14 protein-coding genes are annotated in these 18,007 nt (G+C 75.2%); 10 read left to right on the top strand and 4 right to left on the bottom strand.

Annotation, left to right across the window (positions count from 1 at the left end; genetic code table 11):
• The first annotated feature begins 8 nt into the window (after window positions 1–8).
• Window positions 9–758 (top strand): hypothetical protein, encoded by a 750-nt coding sequence (locus ACZ434_RS19410; RefSeq protein ID WP_468457330.1) that lies wholly within the window; start codon window positions 9–11, stop codon window positions 756–758.
• A gap of 378 nt (window positions 759–1,136) precedes the next feature.
• Here ACZ434_RS19410 and ACZ434_RS19405 read toward each other — a convergent pair whose 3' ends face one another.
• Window positions 1,137–4,013: an AAA family ATPase gene (locus ACZ434_RS19405; RefSeq protein ID WP_468457328.1), complete on the bottom strand. Its 2,877-nt coding sequence runs from the start codon at window positions 4,011–4,013 to the stop codon at window positions 1,137–1,139.
• Window positions 4,014–4,484: 471 nt separating this feature from the next.
• Between ACZ434_RS19405 and ACZ434_RS19400 the strand changes: the two genes are divergently transcribed.
• The 3 genes from ACZ434_RS19400 to ACZ434_RS19390 all read left to right on the top strand — a co-directional run bounded on the left by ACZ434_RS19400 (window position 4,485) and on the right by ACZ434_RS19390 (window position 7,982).
• Window positions 4,485–5,093 (top strand): helix-turn-helix transcriptional regulator, encoded by a 609-nt coding sequence (locus ACZ434_RS19400; protein ID WP_468457326.1) that lies wholly within the window; start codon window positions 4,485–4,487, stop codon window positions 5,091–5,093.
• A 163-nt stretch (window positions 5,094–5,256) separates the two neighbouring features.
• Window positions 5,257–5,901, top strand: a complete 645-nt coding sequence (locus ACZ434_RS19395; protein WP_468457324.1) for a Pvc16 family protein — start codon at window positions 5,257–5,259, stop codon at window positions 5,899–5,901.
• Window positions 5,898–7,982, top strand: coding sequence for an ATP-binding protein (locus tag ACZ434_RS19390; protein ID WP_468457322.1), 2,085 nt, complete (start codon window positions 5,898–5,900; stop codon window positions 7,980–7,982). The genes ACZ434_RS19395 and ACZ434_RS19390 overlap by 4 nt, the downstream gene beginning before the upstream one ends.
• A gap of 36 nt (window positions 7,983–8,018) precedes the next feature.
• On the opposite strand, the gene ACZ434_RS19385 is transcribed toward ACZ434_RS19390, so the two are convergent.
• The 3 genes from ACZ434_RS19385 to ACZ434_RS19375 form a co-directional block, all read right to left on the bottom strand.
• Window positions 8,019–9,389, bottom strand: a complete 1,371-nt coding sequence (locus ACZ434_RS19385; protein ID WP_468457319.1) for a ricin-type beta-trefoil lectin domain protein — start codon at window positions 9,387–9,389, stop codon at window positions 8,019–8,021.
• Between the two features lie 114 nt (window positions 9,390–9,503).
• Window positions 9,504–9,884 (bottom strand): hypothetical protein, encoded by a 381-nt coding sequence (locus ACZ434_RS19380; RefSeq protein ID WP_468457317.1) that lies wholly within the window; start codon window positions 9,882–9,884, stop codon window positions 9,504–9,506.
• Window positions 9,881–10,900, bottom strand: coding sequence for an eCIS core domain-containing protein (locus ACZ434_RS19375; protein WP_468457315.1), 1,020 nt, complete (start codon window positions 10,898–10,900; stop codon window positions 9,881–9,883). Before ACZ434_RS19375 ends, ACZ434_RS19380 begins: the two co-directional genes overlap by 4 nt.
• A gap of 219 nt (window positions 10,901–11,119) precedes the next feature.
• Between ACZ434_RS19375 and ACZ434_RS19370 the strand changes: the two genes are divergently transcribed.
• The 6 genes from ACZ434_RS19370 (at window position 11,120) to ACZ434_RS19345 (ending at window position 17,962) form a co-directional block, all read left to right on the top strand.
• Window positions 11,120–12,712, top strand: a complete 1,593-nt coding sequence (locus ACZ434_RS19370; protein WP_468457313.1) for a phage tail sheath family protein — start codon at window positions 11,120–11,122, stop codon at window positions 12,710–12,712.
• 71 nt (window positions 12,713–12,783) lie between these two features.
• A complete protein-coding gene (locus ACZ434_RS19365; RefSeq protein WP_073933159.1) occupies window positions 12,784–13,227 on the top strand; it encodes a phage tail protein in 444 nt (147 codons plus the stop codon).
• Complete coding sequence (locus tag ACZ434_RS19360) at window positions 13,227–13,757, top strand: hypothetical protein (RefSeq protein WP_468457310.1); 531 nt, start codon at window positions 13,227–13,229, stop codon at window positions 13,755–13,757. The genes ACZ434_RS19365 and ACZ434_RS19360 overlap by 1 nt, the downstream gene beginning before the upstream one ends.
• On the top strand, window positions 13,754–13,912 hold the full coding sequence (locus ACZ434_RS19355) for a DUF6760 family protein (RefSeq protein ID WP_468457308.1): 159 nt from the start codon (window positions 13,754–13,756) through the stop codon (window positions 13,910–13,912). Before ACZ434_RS19360 ends, ACZ434_RS19355 begins: the two co-directional genes overlap by 4 nt.
• 3,093 nt (window positions 13,913–17,005) lie before the next feature.
• Complete coding sequence (locus ACZ434_RS19350) at window positions 17,006–17,470, top strand: extensin (RefSeq protein WP_468457306.1); 465 nt, start codon at window positions 17,006–17,008, stop codon at window positions 17,468–17,470.
• 66 nt (window positions 17,471–17,536) lie between these two features.
• Complete coding sequence (locus ACZ434_RS19345) at window positions 17,537–17,962, top strand: phage tail protein (protein ID WP_468457304.1); 426 nt, start codon at window positions 17,537–17,539, stop codon at window positions 17,960–17,962.
• Window positions 17,963–18,007 lie beyond the last annotated feature (45 nt).

The following is an 18,007-nucleotide window of genomic DNA, read 5'->3' as shown; positions in this document are numbered from 1 at the left end:
GCACCCGGGTGACCACCGTTGTCGGGCTGTCCGCCCGCTACGCCAACTTCCTCGTCCACCCGCTGCTGCCCGGCCCCGGCGTGTGCCAGGTCTGCCGTGGTCCCGCCAAGGGCGGGTATCCGACGTGCTGGCCGTGCCACGAAGCAAGCAGAATCCTCGGGACGGGCGTCGCCGACACCGTGGTCCCGGTCAGCCTGGCCCTCAAGCGGGAGCAGTACGCCAACGAGCTCTGGCGGTACAAGAACGCGGCGGGTCCTCAGCAGCAGTACTTCCGGATGGGGCTGGCAGCGGTCCTGTGGCGGTTTCTCGCCGCGCACGAGGGCTGCATCGCGGACCGGTGTGCCGTCCCCGGGTTCGGCATCGTCACCACGGTGCCCAGCACCAGCGGGCGGGCAGATCATCCACTGCGCACCATGGCCGCCGGCATGGTAGGCGCGACCAGGGATCGCTACCGGGACCTGCTCGCGCCGGTCCCGGACGCGGCCGCACTCGGGCGCACGGCATCTCCGTCGCGCTACACGTCGTCGGCGCTCTGGGGTGACGACGTCCTGCTCGTCGACGACACCTGGACCACCGGCAACCACGCCCAGTCCGCAGCCGCCGCCCTGAAGTCCGCGGGTGCCCGCAGCGTGGCCGTCGTCGTCCTCGGCCGCCACCTCAACACCGACTACGCGGACACGGCCGGCCACGTCGAGCAGGCCCGGCTGCGCCGCTTCTCCTGGGACATCTGCGCGCTTCGGACCTGGGGTCACAGGTGAGGCGTCCTCCCTGGCGCGGTCACCGACCCGGGCGGTGGGAAAACCGGTCGACCAGCGTGGGGAACGATCACTGTACGGGCTGGTACACGCCCTGACCGAAGAGTTCCGTCGGTGCCCCTTCATAGCCTGCTGGCTGCCCGGCGGGCCGGACAGCCGGTCTCGAACCGGCCAGGTGAAACGCGTGGATCGGAAGGCCTGCCGGAGAGAGGTCTCGTCGCCTGTCTCGGCCGGCAGGGCGAGGGAAGCGGGGTGGCCTGTGCCCGTACGACAGGGCCGCCCGCATCGCGTCAGCCCGCGCGGGCCGGGGTACGGAGCAGGGCCGTGGACAGCTCGGTGCGGACGCCCCCGCCACCGTACGACGGCACGGCCCCGGCCGGGTCAGCCCGCGCGGGTCCGGGTGCCGGGCGGGGCCGGGTGCAGGGCGGTGGGGAGTTCGGTGCGGCGGCGGATGCCTAGTTTGCGGTAGGCGGCCGTCAGGTGGGTCTCCACCGTGCGGCGGGCTATGTGCAGCGAAGCGGCTATCTCCGCGTTCGTCCGGCCCTCGGCCGCGAGGCCCGCGACGCGGCGTTCGCTGCCGGTGAGCGCCGCCGGACCGGTGCGCGGGGCGCCGGCGCGCCGGGCGCCGCCCTCGTGGAGCAGCTCCTCGGCGACGGTGCGCAGCCGGGCCGCGCCGAGGCGTTCGGCACGTTCCACGGCCTCGCGGAGCGTCTCCCGGGCGCGGGAGCGCTCCCCGGAGGCGTTGAGCAGACGGCCGTGGGCGATCAGGGCCGAGATCAGCTCCGTTCCGACCGGCCCCTCCCGGAGTAAGCCGACCGCGCGGCCGGTGAGCCCCAGGCCGCGCCGGCCGCCCGTCGCCTCGCCCAGCACCCGCAGCGCGCGGCCCCGTACGCGCGGGGTGTGCCACACCTCGGCGAGCCGCAGCTCCTCCTCGGCGAGGGCCATGGCCTCCCGGGGCCGGCCGAGCGCCAGCCGGCACTCGGCGGCGCCGACCCGCCAGGGGGCGACGACGGACCTGAACGCCTCGCGGGCCGTCTGGCGCCGTCCGCACTCCATGAAGTCGTCCAGCGCCGCCGCGGGGTCCCCGGCCGCGGCGCGCAGCACGCCCCGGGCGTACAGGAAGCGGTGGGTCCGCCAGGAATCCGGTGCCGTGCGCAGGTCGATCCCGTCCACGAGACGGGTGGCTTCCTCCAGCCGGCCCGTCTCCACCAGGGCGATCACGGCCTGTGTGTGCGCGCTGGTGGGTCCGGACGTCCCGGCGCCGGAGGATCCGGTCCTCGGGTCGGCGAGCACCGTGTCGAAGTCCGCCCGGGCCGCGGCGAGATCCACCCGCACGTCGAGCAGGAGATGGTGCATGGGGTGCAGCAGGAAGGAGTCGAGCGAGTCCAGGGCCCGCCGCACCAGTCGCTGGGCCTCGTCGAGTTCGTCCGCCCACTGGGCCACGGCGGCGGCCGTGCCGAACAGGAACGGCTCGGTGAACGGGTCGACCGGCCCCTCGGTGAGCGTACGGATCTGGGCCATCGCGTCCCGGGAGGAGATCAGGCCGGCCGTGGCCTCGTAGCGCACGATCAGCATCCGGTGGGCCGCGCCGAGCAGGTCCGGGGCGTCCCCGTCCGGCCCGGACCGCCGCCGGTACTCCTCCCTCAGCGCGCCCAGTTCCTCGTCGGACATCAGTACGGCGACGGCGCGCAGCGTGCGGACCAGGTCGGGCCGGCCCGCCAGCCGGTGCTCCTCCTCCCGGAACATGCGCAGCGCCGCCCGGGTCTCCCCACTGCGGGCGAGGGCCGTGGCCAGGGCCACCATCGCCCGCACCAGGTCCCGGGGCCCGGCGGGCAGCCGTACGGCCTCCGCGAGCCGGGCGATGCCGCCGGACGGGTATTCGGCGCACTCCAGGGAGCCGAGCTGGATGAGGACGGTGGCCCGGCGGACGGGCTCCATGGGCTCGTCCAGGGCGCGCCGCAGGAACGCCACGGCGCAGCGCGGGCGGCCGGCGCGGACCTCCTCGGCCGCCGCCTCGACCAGCACGTCGACGGCCCAGGACTCGGCCACGGCGGAGGCGTGCACCAGGTGTCCGGCCACCACGGCGACCTCGGCGCCCTGGCGCATCAGTTCCTCGGCGGCGGCGCGGTGGGCCGCCCTGCGGCGTCCGCTCGTCCAGCCGCTCAGCACCGCGTCGCGCAGCAGCGGATGCGCGTACCGGTGCAGGCCGTCCGCGCCCTGGTGCAGCAGTCCCAGGCGGGTCATCGCGGTGAGCCAGCCCGCGACCCGGCTCCCGTCCGCCCGGGCCGTCGCGGCGACGATCCGGGCCTGGGCGGCCCGGCGTTCGGCGGGCGAGCCCTCCGGGCACCAGTCCCGCGCGGGCACGGTCCCGTCCGCGGACGGGGCCCGCCCGGCCCCCGCGTCCGCTTCCCCGCTCTCCAGCACGGCCAGGGCACGGGCGACCTCGGCCGTCGCCCCGCCCGCGCCGGCCAGCCACCAGGACACGACGTCCGGGTAGGCGCCCGGGTACAGCGCCGCACAGGTGTCCGGCAGCGCCGCAGGCTCGGCGGGGCCGTCGGCGGGGCCCGGGGACGACAGGTCGTCCAGCAGGGCCCGCAGCAGCAGCGGGTTGCCCGCGCCCGCCCGTACGCAGTCGGCCACCCGGTCGGGGGCGGCCCCGGGGAAGGCGGCACGGACCAGTGCGGCACCGGCGCCGGCGCTCAGCGGGGCGAGGGTGTGGGAGCGGACCAGGGCGGGGGAGAGCCCGTGCGCGAGACCGGCACCGGGCGGGTCGATGTCGTACTGGCTGCGTTCGGTGACCACCAGGAGCACCGGCAGCCCGTCGACGAGCCGGGCCGCCTCCGCCAGCCAGCGGTGCGACGAGGGGTCGGCGGCGTGCACGTCGTCGACCCCCACGAACAGCGGGGCCTCGGCCGCGTACTTCTCCAGCAGCCGCCACGACAGCGCGGCCCGCGTCCGGTCGTACGCGGGCCGGGAGCCGCCGGGCTGCGCCGGGGGGCCGGCGGCGAAGGCGGCCTCCTCGCCCAGGAGCTGGTGGACGACGCACCAGTGCGTACCGCTGTTCTCCTCGGTGCAGCGGGCCCGCAGCACCCGCATCCCGTGGTCCGCCGCCTGCTGCGCGGCGGCCCTCAGGAGCGCGGTGCGGCCGGTGCCGGTGGCGCCGCGCAGCAGGACCAGGCGGCCCGAGCCCGCGCGAGCGCGTGCGGCCTCCTCGGCCAGCAGCCGCAGGGCGTCGTCCCGTTCGCTGAGGGGTTCCACCGAGGGCAACGGTTCCTCCTGGGCCGGGGCGGATCGGGGGCGGGTGACGGGGAGGCGGAGCAGCGGCCGTCCCCTCCGTGAGGACGTGGGAACGGGTCCGCCGGATGTCCCGACGGGCCAGATCGAACGGCCTCTTGAGGCAGGAATCGAAGTCAAGGGGTGAATCCTTGCCGCGGGTATGGACGAAGCGCACCGGGTCGTGTTCCATTCCCGCAGAGCCGGGCCCCGTCCCCGGCACGGCGCACAGGGCACGCCCGAGGGGCGGCCGGCGAGTGGTGCGCCTGATCTCGTGGTGCGTCTCGTGGTTCTCCACGATTGCCCGCGCCCCGTCCCGCACAGGAGTGTGGTTCCGAAGCATCGGACGCGGGCGCCTCGGCGGTACCCGCAACTCGGGTATGGGGAATCGGTTTGCGCAGCTCGTTCGGAACCTCGGAAGCGGCCCCGGCCGCCGGGCAGGGGAGCCGGATCCCCGTGGTGGTCGACGCCCCGGACCCCATCTCCCGGGCCGGCGCGGCCAGTGAACTGAGCCGGCACCCGGTCATCGAGCTGGTGGAGAACGGCCGCCCCGGCCCGGACACCGTGGCCCTCCTCATCAACGACCACCTGGACGAGGAGCTGCTGACCCGGATGCGCAAGCTGGTGCGCAGCGACGGCAGCCGCGCCGTGCTCGTGGTCGGCGCGATCCGGGAGAAGGAACTCCTCGACGTGGTCGAGTGCGGGGTCGGCGCGATCGTCTGGCGCCACGAGGCCACCGCCCACCGGATGGTGCGCGCCGTCGTGGCGGCCTCCCGGGGTGACGGGGATCTTCCCGGGGACCTGCTGGGGCGGCTGATCAGCCAGGTGGGTACGTTGCACCGCACCTCGGCGGGCCACCCCGGGGGGCCTTCCTCCGGGCTGACGGCACGTGAGGCCGATGTCCTCAGGCTCGTCTCCGAGGGGCTGGACACGGGGGAGATCGCCGGCAAACTCTCGTACTCCGAACGCACGGTCAAGAACGTGTTGCACGGCATCACCACCCGGCTGCACCTCCGCAACCGGGCGCACGCTGTCGCGTACGCCCTCCGGGAAGGTTACATCTGACCGAACAGGCAACCGAATTGACCCACTCGGGCAGCCCGCCGTGCCCGCCCCCGAACCGGGCGCGGGCACGGCACCGTGCGTCCACGGGCACGATCGGAACGGCCCGGCGGCCCGGTGGTCCGGCAGCCGGTGAGCCGCGCATCGGCAGAGCAGGAGTACAACGGTGATCCACGAGGTGGACGAGGTCCTCAAGGGGCTTCTCAGCGGCGGCGCCCTGGCCGGCTCCGGCATCGAGGTGTCCCTGGACGCCCCGACCCGGGACTGGGCGGCCCGCCGCAACGCGCCCGCCCTCAACGCCTACCTGTACGACATCCGTGAGGAGGTCTCCCGGCGCGAACGCGGCGCGGTCGCGGTCGCCGACGACAGCGGCCGGACGGTGAAGCGCCGCCTGCCACCGCGCTGGTTCCGGCTGTCCTACCTGGTCACCGCCTGGACCAAGCAACCGCAGGACGAGCACCGCCTGTTGTCCGCGGCGCTGGCCACGCTGCTGCCCCGCGAGATCCTTCCGCCCGCCCAACTCCCCGGCGCCCTGGGCGCGCTGGGGCTCTCCATGCAGCTGACGGTGGCCGGCACCCAGACCGAGTCGCGGTCGCTGGCCGAGATCTGGTCCGCGCTCGGCGGTGAACTCAAGCCGTCGCTCGACCTGGTGGCGCTCGTCCCGTTCCCGTCCTTCCCCGAGTACGACGCGGGCCCGCCGGTCACCGAGGGCGCGGTCGTACGGGTCTTCTCCGTCGACGGCGCCCAGGACGGCTCACCCGGGCGCGGCCACCGTCCGCACCACGTCGAGCAAGGGAAGCGGAACCGTTGAACGGCCACCCCCACGACCCGGCCGAGGCGCTCCTCGAACGCGTCACGCGACTCCGGGAGCGCGTCGCCCTGCTGGTCGAGCACCGCGCCGCCGGCGACCCGACCGCCGACGACCCGCTGCGCGGCCTGTACCTGTCCGAGCAAGCCGTACGGCACCACCTCCACACGGTCCCCGCACCGCCGGGCACCGAGGGGCAGAGGAACGACGAGCCCCCCGGCGAGCACCCCGGCGAGCACCCGGGCGAGCACCCCGGCGAGCCCCCCGGCGACCGGCTCGGTCCGCTCGCGCGGCGGCTCGGCCTGGGCCCGCTGGAGGTCTCGGTGCTGCTCGTGGCGCTCGCCCCGGACCTCGACCGCTCCTTCGAACCCCTCTACGGCTACCTCAATGACGACGTGGGCCGCCGCCGCGCCACCACCGGGCTCGCGCTCGACCTGTGCGGCGCCCCCGTGCACCGGCCCGAGGCCCGCGCCGTCTTCCACCCCTCGGCGCCCCTGCGGTCCCTGGCCCTGCTCGGCGTCGAGGAACCGGAACGCCCGTTCCTCAGCAGGTCGCTGCGGGTCCCGGGCCGGCTCCTCGCCCACCTCCTCGGCGACGACACCCCCGATCCCGCCCTCACCGGGCGGGCCCGCCCGCTCGCCGTGCCGGCCGCCGCGGATCCGCCCGGCGGCGACACCTTCACCGGGCGGCTCGCCGCCCGGCTGGCCGCCGGCCCGCTCACCGTCTACCTGCGCGAGCACCGCGAGGGCGAGGGACTGGCCCATGTCGCACGGGCCCTGCCCGGCGGAGCCCTGCACTACACCCCCCAGGGGCCGCACGACGGGGAGCCCCTGAACGCCCTGCTGCGCGAGGCCCGGCTGCGGGACCGCCCCGTGGTCGTCTCCCCGCTCCCGGACGACCCCGGGGCACTCGTGCGGGCACTGTCGGTGCCCGATGTGCCGGTGGTGTTCACCGGCTCCCGGCCGTACGACCCGCAGTGGTGCGACCACGACCCCCTCGTCCTGGACGCCCCCCGGCTGGGCACGGGCGCCGTGGAGACCTGGGCCGCGGCCCTGGACGACGGAGACGACGGGGCGGAACCCGGTGCCCGTACGGGCACACCCGCCGCACCCTCCGGCGCCCTCGGCTTCGACCTCGCCGCCACCGTGGCCCCGTACCACCTGAGCACGGACCGGGTGGCGCGGGCCGTACGGGCCGCCCGGGGCCTCGCCGCGTTCGACGGCACCGCCCTCACCCCCGGCCACCTCAGGCTCGCCGCACGCCAGCAGTCGACCTCGGGTCTCGAACAGCACGCCCGGCGGATCCGGCCGGCGGTGACCTGGGACGACCTGGTGCTGCCCGAGGCACCCCTGGCCCAGCTGCGGGAACTGGCCCGGCGGGCCCGGCACCGCGACCGGGTGCTCGGCGACTGGCGGCTCAGCGCCGGCGGCGGCCGGGGCCGGGGCGTGCTGGGGCTGTTCGCCGGCGAGTCGGGCACGGGCAAGACGCTGTCCGCCGAGGTCGTCGCCGCCGAACTGGGCCTGGACCTGTACGTCGTGTCGCTGTCCTCGATCGTGGACAAGTACGTCGGCGAAACCGAGAAGAACCTGGAGCGCGTCTTCTCCGAGGCGGACCGCACCGACGCCGTCCTGCTCTTCGACGAGGCGGACGCGGTGTTCGGCAAGCGGTCCGAGGTCAAGGACGCGCACGACCGGTACGCCAACATGGAGAGCGCCTACCTGCTCCAGCGCCTGGAGTCGTTCGACGGCATCGCGCTGCTCACCACCAACCTGCGGGCCAACATCGACGAGGCGTTCACCCGGCGCCTCGACCTCGTGGTCGACTTCCCGTTCCCGGACGCCGGCCAGCGGCTCGCGCTGTGGCGGCACAGCCTCTCCCGCGTGCCGTGCGCGGACGGCATCGACGCGCACGCGGTGGCGCGGGACTTCGAGCTGGCCGGCGGTTCCATCCGCAGCGCCGTGGTCACCGCCGCCTACGCGGCCGCGGACCGGGGCGGGCCGGTCGGCACGGCCGACCTGCTGGAGGGCGCGCGACGGGAGTACCGCAAGGCGGGGCGGCTGGTGCCGGGCGAGGGCACCTGGTAGCCGCCCCGGCGGGGGCGGGGCGGGTCCGGTACCGGGTCAGACCGACTGGCGCTGCCACTTCTGGTTGGGCGTGCCCCCGCACGTCCACAGGTGCAGCCCCGTCCCGTTGCCGGTGCCGCTCCACATGGCGTCGACGCACTTGTCCGCCTGCGGGTTGACGAGGTCCCACGCGGGGCTCATCACGAAGCCCTGGGCGGGGTTGCCGCTGCACCGGGCCACCTGGATATGGGCGCCGTCGTCCGTGGAGCCCCTGGCCACGTCCATGCACAGGCCCATGGAGCGGACGGTGCCGTCGCCCCGGAAGTCCCACCGCTGGTTGGCGGCCCCGGGATCGCAGTCGTGGATTTCCAGCTGGGTGCCGTCCTCCGCCTTGCCCTTCTTCAGCGGCACGGTGATGCACCGCTCGGACCCGTTGCCCACGATGAGGTCACCGACCAGGGCGGCCGGCTCCTCCTTCTCCTGGCCGCCGCCTCCGCCGCCGGACGGCTTCTCCTCCTCGGAGCCCGCACCGTCCGAGTCCCCGGAGTCCTCCGGTTCCTCCTTCTCCGGCGCCTTCACCTCCGCCGAGGGCGCGGTGCTCGGCAGGGCGGCCGGCGCGGACAGCGCGGGACTGGGGACGGGGATCGCGCCGGCTTCGCCCTGCGCCATCTGCTCGGTGGCCAGGGAACGGACGTCGGGCTTGTACGTCAGCCAGATGACCACGAACGCGACCGCCAGGGCCAGCGTCATCCCCAGCACCGTCGCCAGCCACCCGGGAAGGAAACCGCGCTGGACGAACTTCCCCTCGGTCTCCAGCGGATCGACACCCGAACGCTGCACCGCCAGCGTGTACGGACGCTCCTGCTTCGAACCGAACCAGATGATCTCCCGCGGCTTCAGCCGCGCCTTGACGAACACCGCCCGCCCCGGCTCGATCTGCACATTGCCCGGATCCAGGTCGAACGAGAGCTGGTCACCGTTGTCGCTGCCGCTGAGCGACGCGGTCACCTTCGTGTTCCCGAGGTTGTCCACCGCCAGCTTCGGACGCCCCCGCAACCGCCCCTTCACCACCGGCGGCACCAGCTCCGCCCGCACCTCGGTGAACGGGGTGACCGTCACGTTCCCCTCGGGAACGGCGGTCGCCTCGGGATGCTCCGTCGGCGTGATCCGCACCGCGTACGGATGCGGTCCCGCCACCGCGTCCGGCGTACGCGGCACGGAGAACGACACCTCCACCGACCCCGTCGTCCCCGGATACAGCCGCAGCACCTGCGGCTCCACCCGCGTCCACGGCGCGAGGTCCCCCACCGGCTCGAACCGGTACTCGTCCACCACGTCGCCGGTGTTGCGCACCCGCAACCGCACCGTGGCGCCACCGCCGGGATCGACCGTCGTCGACGCCGGCTCAAGAGAAGTCCAAAGGGTCACGCGCCGACGCTACGGGAGCCGCCCCAAGGGGTCAGGAGCCTCCGAGGCAGGTCCGGCTGCCCGGAAAGGCACCCGGTTGCCCGGCCCGGTGGCGATACGTGCCGGGACCCGCGGTCAGTCGTCCGCCTCCCCTTCGGACGCGGACTCGGCCGGGTCGTGGCTCTGCCCGTCGGCCAGGTCCGTCATGTCGCCCCTGAGGACCCCGTCCTCCAGGCTCTTGCCGGCCGCCTGCGCCTCCCGTCCGATCGCGCCCACCACCTCCGGGTGGTCCTTCATCCACTCCGGCATCACCCAGCCCGGGAAGAACTGGTCGTGGGTGCCCGCTGCCTCGACCTCGTACCCCCTGGGCCGGCCGATGTACTCGTTGACGGCTTCGAAGGCCCACTGGCAGCCGCGGCAGGCCTTCTTGACACCGCCCATCATGACCGTCCGGACGGGCTCTCCCTCTCTCGCGTTCTCCAGCCAGTGCGCGACGTGCCGGCCCAGGAGGGTCATCTCACCGTGCCGGGACGTCTCCGCCGCCGACTCCTCACCGTCCGCGTACCACCGGACCGGCTTGCGCAGGGCCGCCTCGACGGCGAGCAGGCCCGCGGCCCCGCCGTGCTGCCTGGCGTAGGAACCGTCGACCTGGGCCCGGAACTTGAGCCGGTCCCTGGACCTGAGCCACTCCCGGTGGGCTTCTTGGTGCGGAAGCCGTCGTTGGTGTCGCGGATGGTGTTCAGCGCGATCCGCGCCATCCGGTCCAGCATGCGCAGCGTCACGTCCCGGTCACCGGCTCCCGTCTCCCGGGTCTGCCGGAAACCGGACACGGGGGCGGCGGCCTCCTCGGTCGCCGTCGCGGGAGCCCGCTGCACCTGTGACGCCTCCGCGTCCCCGGCCCGCCGGACGCCGTCCGCCGCACCGGGCGGGGCGGACCGCACCGGCGCCGCGCCGCTCATCACGCGGCGGGCGTTCGCCTCGGCCTCCCGCTCGAAGCGGTCCGCGGGGTCGCCGACCCTCAGCCCGTCGCCGTTGTCCCGGCCGGCGACCGGACCGTCGCCCTGCTGGATGACGTGGGTCAGCTCGTGCGCGAGGGTGGGCTCGTCCGCGCCGCCCCGGCCCACCACCACGTGACTGCCCGAGGTGTACGCGCGGGCCCCCACCTCCGCGGCGGAGCGCTGGGCCGCGGCGTCCGTGTGCAGACGTACGTCACCGAAGTCCGCGCCGAGCCGGGCCTCCGTCTCGGTGCGCAGCGGGGCGTCCAGGGGCCGGCCCGCGGTGCGCAGCACCGGGTGCACGGCGGACCGCTGCACCGAGGGGGAGGACGTCGCGGCGGGCAGGTGACCACAGTCCGCGTCGTGCCGGTGCCGCTCCTCGGCCACGGCCCGGGAGCCCGCCGCGTTCCCCGCCGCCCGCTGCAGGGCGAGCAGCCCGCCGGAGGAGCCCGGGACGGCGCGTCCACCGTCCCGGCGGGGCTTCGGCGACGGGCCGCCCGGGGTCCGTTCGCGGCTCTGCTTGTCCTGCCTGCGCACGGGCGCTCCCCTCGACGGCGGATACACGTCACGCCCCAGGCTGCCAGGGCCGCCGGGGGCGGGACATGGCCCGAGGGGCAGTACCGGGGGCAGTACCGCGTGCCTTGCCCTTCCGGGCAACGGAGGTGCCCCGGACACGGCACTCCCAGACGTTTCGAACGCGCGCCGCGCGCGCGAGGGTGAGTACAGACCTGACTCGTACCCCGAGGAGAGCAGAGCATGCCGTCCTACCTGTCGCCGGGCGTCTACGTCGAGGAGGTGGCCAGCGGCTCGCGCCCCATCGAGGGAGTGGGAACGTCGGTGGCGGCCTTCGTCGGGCTCGCACCGTCCGGCCCGCTGAACGAGCCGACCCTGGTGACCAACTGGACCCAGTTCGTCGCCGCCTTCGGTGCGTTCACCGACGGGTACTACCTGGCGCACTCCGTCTACGGCTTCTTCAACAACGGCGGCAGCGCGGCCTACGTGGTCCGCGTCGGCGGCACCCCGGACGGCGCCGCGGGCGAGACGTCCGGCGCCCCCGCCGCGGTGACCGGCGCCTCCGCCCCGGCCGCCCTGACCGCCGGGCCGCCGCAGCAGCTCGGCACCTTCACCGTCACCGCCGTGGCCGCCGGCTCCGGCCCGCTCAGCGTCGAGGTCTCCGACCCCGAGGGCGAGGGCCCCGCCGAGCGGTTCAGGCTCGTCGTCAAGGACGGCGACCGGCCCGTCGAGAGCTTCGACGTGAGCGCCAAGAAGAGCAGCCGCACCTACGTCGTCACGCAGGTGAAGGAGCGCTCCAAGCTCATCACCGTGCAGGAGGCGGCGCCCGCCGCGCAGCTCGCACGCCCGGAGAACCAGACCGTGGCGCTCGTCGCCCCGGCCGCCGCCCCCGCCGCTCCGGCCGTCACCGGTGACGCCGGGAACCACCCCGGCCCGGCCCAGTACATCGGGGACTCGGCGGACCGCACCGGTTTCGGCGGCCTGGAGGCCGTGGACGAGATCTCCATGGTCGCCGTCCCCGACCTGATGGCCGCCTACCAGCGCGGCGCCATCGACCTGGAGGCCGTCAAGGCCGTCCAGCTCGGCCTGATCGCGCACTGCGAGATGATGGGCGACCGCGTCGCCGTCATCGACCCGCCCCCCGGCCTGAACGCCCGTGACATCCGCGTGTGGCGCCAGGAGACCGCCGGCTACGACTCCAAGTACGCCGCGCTCTACTACCCGTGGGTCAAGGTCTTCGACCCGGCGAGCGGCCAGAGCCGCACCGTGCCGCCGAGCGGTCACATCGCCGGCATCTGGGCCCGCAACGACTTCGAGCGCGGGGTGCACAAGGCGCCCGCCAACGAGGTGGTGCGCGGCGCCGTCGACCTGGAGCTCCAGATCACCCGCGGCGAGCAGGACCTGCTCAACCCGATCGGCGTCAACTGCATCCGCGCCTTCCCCGGCCGCGGCATCCGCGTCTGGGGCGCCCGCACCCTGTCCTCGGACCCGGCCTGGCGCTACCTGAACGTCCGCCGGTACTTCAACTACCTGGAGGAGTCGATCCTGATCGGCACCCAATGGGTGGTGTTCGAGCCCAACGACCACCAGCTGTGGGCCAGGATCCGGCGCAACGTCTCCGCCTTCCTCGTCAACGAGTGGCGCTCGGGCGCCCTCTTCGGCGCACGCCCGGAGGAGGCGTACTACGTCAAGTGCGACGAGGAGACCAACCCGCCGGAGTCCGTCGACCTCGGCCGGGTCATCTGCGAGATCGGCATCGCGCCGGTCAAGCCGGCCGAGTTCGTGATCTTCCGGCTGGCCCAGTTCTCCAGCGGCAACGGGGAGCTGGAGGAGTAGCGGAGGCCCTCCGCCTCCCCCGCTCCGCGCTCACCGCTCCCCCACCCTCTTCCGAAGGAACGTAACGACACATGAGTCTGCAGCCGGGTGACGCCCTCACGTCACACAATTTCGGCCTCCAGATCGACGGTGTGATGGTCGAGTACCTCGCCGAGGTCAGCGGCCTCAGCCTCGAACAGGACGTCATCGAGTACCAGCAGGTCTCGGCCCAGGGCAAGCCCGTCACCAAGAAGATGCCGGGTGTGAAGAAGGCCGGCACCTGCACGGTCGTCCGCGGCATGACCCAGTCCGCCGCGTTCAACCAGTGGATCAACGAGTCGGTCAACGGCGCGATGTCCACGGCCCGCAAGAACGCGACCATCATGGTGATGGACTACCAGAACAACCCGGTCAAGCGGTACAACATGCGCAACGCCTGGTGCAGCAAGATCGACACCAGCACGGTGAAGGCCGGTGAGGCCGCCGCGCTGACCGAGACCGTGACCATCACGTTCGAAGAACTGGTCATCGAGTAATGCGCCGCACCGCCGCCCGGCCGGGTTCCCTCCCGGCCGGCGCCGCACCCGCCGAGGGGGCCGCCGACACGGCCGTCGACACGGCCGCCCAGGGGCCGTTCGCGGAGAGCCCGGCGCCCCCGGAGCAGGCCGCGCCCGACCCCGCCCCCGCGGGCCGGACGCTGCGGACCGAGTTCCCCTTCGAACTGCCGCGCGGGTACGTCGACGACTCCGGGACCGTGCACCGGCACGGTGTGATGCGGCTCGCCACCGCCCGGGACGAGCTGATCCCGCTGCGCGACATGCGGGTGCAGGAGAACCCCGCGTATCTGTCGGTGGTCCTGCTCGGCCGGGTGATCACCAGGCTGGGCACGCTTCCGCTGGTGCACGACGGGGTGGTGGAGAACATGTTCGCCTCCGACCTGGCGTTCCTCCAGGACTTCTACCGGCAGGTCAACGCCGAGGGCCACACCCGGGCCGGCGTGACCTGCCCCCACTGCGAGCAGCCGTTCGAGGTCGAACTCGGCGGGAGCCGCCTGGGGGAATCGTGACGTACGCGACCGACCGGCTGCACGAGGAGATCGCGTACATCGCCTACCACTTCCACTGGAGCCTGGAGGACATCCTGGACCTCGAACACGGCGACCGCCGCCGGTACACGGAGCGGATCACCTCGCTCGTCACCCGCGCCACGGCGGAGGGCTGACGAGGCATGGGATTCCTCGACCGGTTGCGGAGGAACGCGCCGGAGAGGCGGGGCGGGGCGGATACGCCCGCTCCGGCTCCGGCGGCGGGCATGGGCGCGGATGCGGGTACGGGTGCAGTCCCTGCGGAGGTGTCTGGGGAGGCGTCCTTCGCGTCCGCCGGTGACAGCGGTGGCGGTGGCGGTGAGTCCGGGGCCGTGGCGCGTACCGCCGACTGGCCCGGGCTGCCACCGATCCAGCGGGCCACCGCCCGGCCGTCGTGGCCGGTCGCCGACCCGGGATTCGGCGGCAGGCTGAGCACCTGGCAGAACCCGGCCTTCACCGGCACGCTCTCCCACGCCGTGCTCGACGGCGCGCCCGGCGGACTGGTCCAGGGTGTCCTCACCGCTTCGGCCCGGCCCTCGCCCGGACTCGAACTTCCCGCACTCTCCCTGCCCGTCGCCGCTCCCGCCGCCCCCGGCGATCCCGGCACCGGTCAGGAGCTGCCGCCGGTGCAGCGCGCGGCAGCACCCTTCGCCGTCGACCGCCCCTCGGGCCCGTCGGTCACCCCGGTCCCCGCCACGGCCCCCCGGCCCGCGGCCCTGACCCGGACGACGACCCCGGCCGCGCCGGTCCGGCGGCGTGCGCTGCCGGTCGCCGCCGGCCAGGGCGGAAGCGGCGCCGGTCCACGCCCGGCGGCCTCCCCGGCCACCGGAGGTGGCGCTCCCTCCGGGGCGCGCCGCCGACCGCTGCTCGACGCACCCATGACGGCCCCGCCGCCGGAATCCGCTCCGCTCACGAAGGCACCGGCCTCCCCGGGCTCCGTTGGTTCCCCTGACCTCCCGGTCTCGGACACCCCTGCCGGCGCCGGGCAGGACCCCGTGGTCCAGCGGGCCGCCGTCCCGTCCGGGCGGCCGGCGTCCGTGCCGCGTGAGGACACCAGGGACACGGCGCGGGAGCAGGCACCGGTGCCTCCCTCGCCGACGCCTCCCGTACGGTCCCTGACGCCGGCCCGGGCATTGACTCCCGCCGTACCGTCCGCGCTGTCGCCGGTGGCACCGAAACTCCGTCCCGCGCCCGCGGCCGTACCCCTGCGGCAGGCCGCGCCCGCCGTGCAGCGGCGGGCGGCCCGGTCCGGCGGCGGTGCCCCGGCCACACGTCAGCCCGACGCCGCCGGGCCGTCGGGCGGCCCAGGGGCCGGGGGCGCGGGGTCGTCGGGCGGCTCAACTGCCACAGGCGGCGGGCCGTCTGGTGGTCCAGGTGCCGCAGGCTCAGGGCCGTTGGGCGCTCCAGGGGCAGTGGGCGCCGGGCCGTCGGGCGGCTCAGGTGCCGCAGGCGCCGGGCGGTCGGCGCGGCAAGAGTCAGCGCCCGGGCCGTCTGGTGGTCCAGGTGTCGCAGGCGCAGGACTGTTGGGCACTCCAGGGGCAGTGGGCGCCGGGCCGTCGGGCGGCTCAGGTGCAGCAGGCGGCGGGCCGTCGGGTACCGCGGGCGGTGACGGCGGCACGGTCGCCCCTGCCGCGACTGCTCCCGTTCCGGCTGCTCCGGGAGGTCCTTCGGGGACGCCGGTGGTGTCGTCCGGAGCGCCGACGGTGCGGCGCGCACCGGCCGCACCCACCGGTCCGTCGGCCGGCCCTTCCGGGAGCGCGCGGGGCGACACACCCGCCGCCTCCGCGCCGGCTCCCGTCCCCGTGACCGCCGTGCAGCGCCTCGCCCGGCCCGGCTCTACCGCACCCGTCGCACCGCTCCGCCGGGTCCCGTCGACCCCGGTGCACCGGGGCACCGACGTTCCCGCGTCCCCCGGCCCCACGTCCTCGCCCGGCTCCACCGCACCCGTCGCACCGCTCCGGCAGGTCCCGTCGGCACCGGTGCACCAGGGTGCGGACGTTCCCGCGTCCTCCGGGCCCACGTCCTCGCCCGGTTCCTCCCCGTCCGTCGCCGCGGTCGGCGAGGTCCCGGCAGCGTCCGGCGCGCAGGGAGCCTCCGCCGACGAGGCGGTCTCCGTCCAGCGGGCCCGGAGCACGGGCACCGCACCGCGGCCCGGTGTCCCGGCCACGCCTGTGTTCCCGGACACGAGCACTCCCGAAGCCACCGCTCCCCCCGTGCGGCGCCCGGCGGACTCCGTCACCGCCCCCGGCGACGTACCGGCCATCCAGCGCCGTACAACTCCCGGAACGGGAACCCCAAGCACCCCCCTCTCCCCGCCCACCGCCACCACCCCCGGCAACACGTCGGCCATCCAGCGCCGCGCAACCCCGGCAGCAGGGAACCCGAACGCCCCCGTCCCCACACACCCCGCTCCCAGCGACGCACCGGCCATCCAGCCGCGTACAACTCCCGGAACAGGGACCCCAAGCACCCCCCTCTCCCCGCCCACCGCCGCCACCTCCAGCAACACGTCGGCCATCCAGCGCCGCGCAACCCCGGCAACGGGGAACCCGAACGCCCCCGTCCCCACACACCCCGCTCCCAGCAACACACCCGCCGCTCAGGGCCGTACAACTCCCGGAACGGGCGCCCCGGCCGGTGCTCCACCGGCCGGGGCCGGGACGGGGCGTGCCGGGTTGTCGCCGCTCGGCTTCACCTCCGTACCCGTGCCGAGGCCGTTGCCCGTGCCGGACGGCACCGCCTCCGCGCCGGCACCCGCCGCCACGCCCGTAGGGCCTCCCATTCAGCGGCTCTCGGCGACCCGGCCGAAGCCGCCCGTTCCGGCCGCACCCGGCGCGCCCGTGGTCCAGCGCTCGGAGTCCCCCCGGCCCCCGGGTTCCGCCGACCCGCTCGGTGGCAACAGGAGCACCGCCCCCGCACCGGGCCCCCGCGCCGAGACGGGCGCGCCCGTGCAGCGCCTCGCCCGGCCCGGCTCACCGGTATCCGCCCGCCCGGCCGGCTCCGTGCCCGCATCGCACCGCCCCGCGCTCCCCGGCCCGCAGGCCGGGGCCCCCACCGCCGCACGGCCCGGCCTCGGCGCTCCCCTTCAACGTCGCACCACAGCCGCACCCACACCCACTCCCGCATCCGCGCCGGGTCCCGCCGTCCCCACGAGCTCTCCGAGCGCGCATGTCCCCGCGCCCCCGGTCAAGCCCGCGTCGCCGTCTCCCGGTGCGCGGGCCACCGCCCCCGTGCCCGCGCCCCCGGCCGCACGGCCGGCGGTGCCCGCCTCCCCCGGTCCGGTTCCGCTCCGCGCCCCCGCCGCCTTCGTCCCGGTCATCCCGGTCATCCCGGTCGTCCCGGCGCCCGCAGTCTCCTCCGCGCCGTCCGTGCAGCGGGCTGCTCCGGCGGCAGCCCCCGGCGCCCCGGCGCTCCCCGCTCCGCCGGTCCCGGTCCAGCGCGCCGCCGCGCCCGCCGCCGGCTCACCCCCGCCGCCCACCCCCGAACCGCCCCCGCCGAACTCCCCGGGGCCGCTCCCCCCGCACGGCCCCCGCCCCACCCCGCACCCCGGGCAGTCCTTCGATCCGCGGGCCCTGACCGACGGGCAGATCGACGAGCTGACCCACCGTCTGCTCGGCCCGCTCACCCGTCTCCTGCGTACCGAGCTGCGGATGGACCGGGAACGCATCGGCCGGCTCCGCGACCCCCGCTCCTGACCCGTACCCGGCCGCTCCCGCCCTCGCCCCCGTCCACCGTTCCGCCCCTCTCCGAAAGGCCCTCCGATGTCCAGCGGTCTCGATCCGGGATCCACCATCTTCTTCACCCTCACCATCGACGGGGAGAGCCTCGGCGCGTTCAACGGCTGCGAGGGCCTGGCGTCGACGGTGGAGGTCGAGCAGTTCCAGGAGGGCGGCAACAACGGGTTCGTGTGGCAGCTTCCGACCAGGGTCACCTTCTCCACCATCCGGCTGACCCGTCCGCTGACGCCGGACACCTCGAAGGTCGCCGCGTGGATCTCCTCCGTGACGACCGGCGTCACCCGCCCCACCGCCCAGATCTCGGCGCTGCGCGCGGACGGCTCCGAGGTGGCCCGCTGGGGACTGATCGACGTGCTGCCGGTGAGCTGGCAGGGCCCCTCCCTGGACCCCGCGAACCCGGGCGTGGCCACGGAGGTCCTGGAGATAGCGCACCACGGCTTCACGGACTGACCGCGACCGGCACCACGAACAACGCACCACACCGAGCACCGAGCA

It is taken from the genome of Streptomyces sp. NPDC030893 (assembly GCF_055571535.1).
Note: the sequence above shows the minus strand (reverse complement) of the source record. Positions and strands in the feature narration are given on the sequence as shown.

Excerpts from the sequence above, each read along its gene's own strand:
- ACZ434_RS19380 (WP_468457317.1), bottom strand. The coding sequence starts at position 9,884 with ATGACCCTCCTGGGCCGGCACGTCGCGCACTGGCTGGAGAACGCGAGA.
- ACZ434_RS19370 (WP_468457313.1), top strand. The coding sequence starts at position 11,120 with ATGCCGTCCTACCTGTCGCCGGGCGTCTACGTCGAGGAGGTGGCCAGC.
- ACZ434_RS19365 (WP_073933159.1), top strand. The coding sequence starts at position 12,784 with ATGAGTCTGCAGCCGGGTGACGCCCTCACGTCACACAATTTCGGCCTC.
- ACZ434_RS19360 (WP_468457310.1), top strand. The coding sequence starts at position 13,227 with ATGCGCCGCACCGCCGCCCGGCCGGGTTCCCTCCCGGCCGGCGCCGCA.
- ACZ434_RS19345 (WP_468457304.1), top strand. The coding sequence starts at position 17,537 with ATGTCCAGCGGTCTCGATCCGGGATCCACCATCTTCTTCACCCTCACC.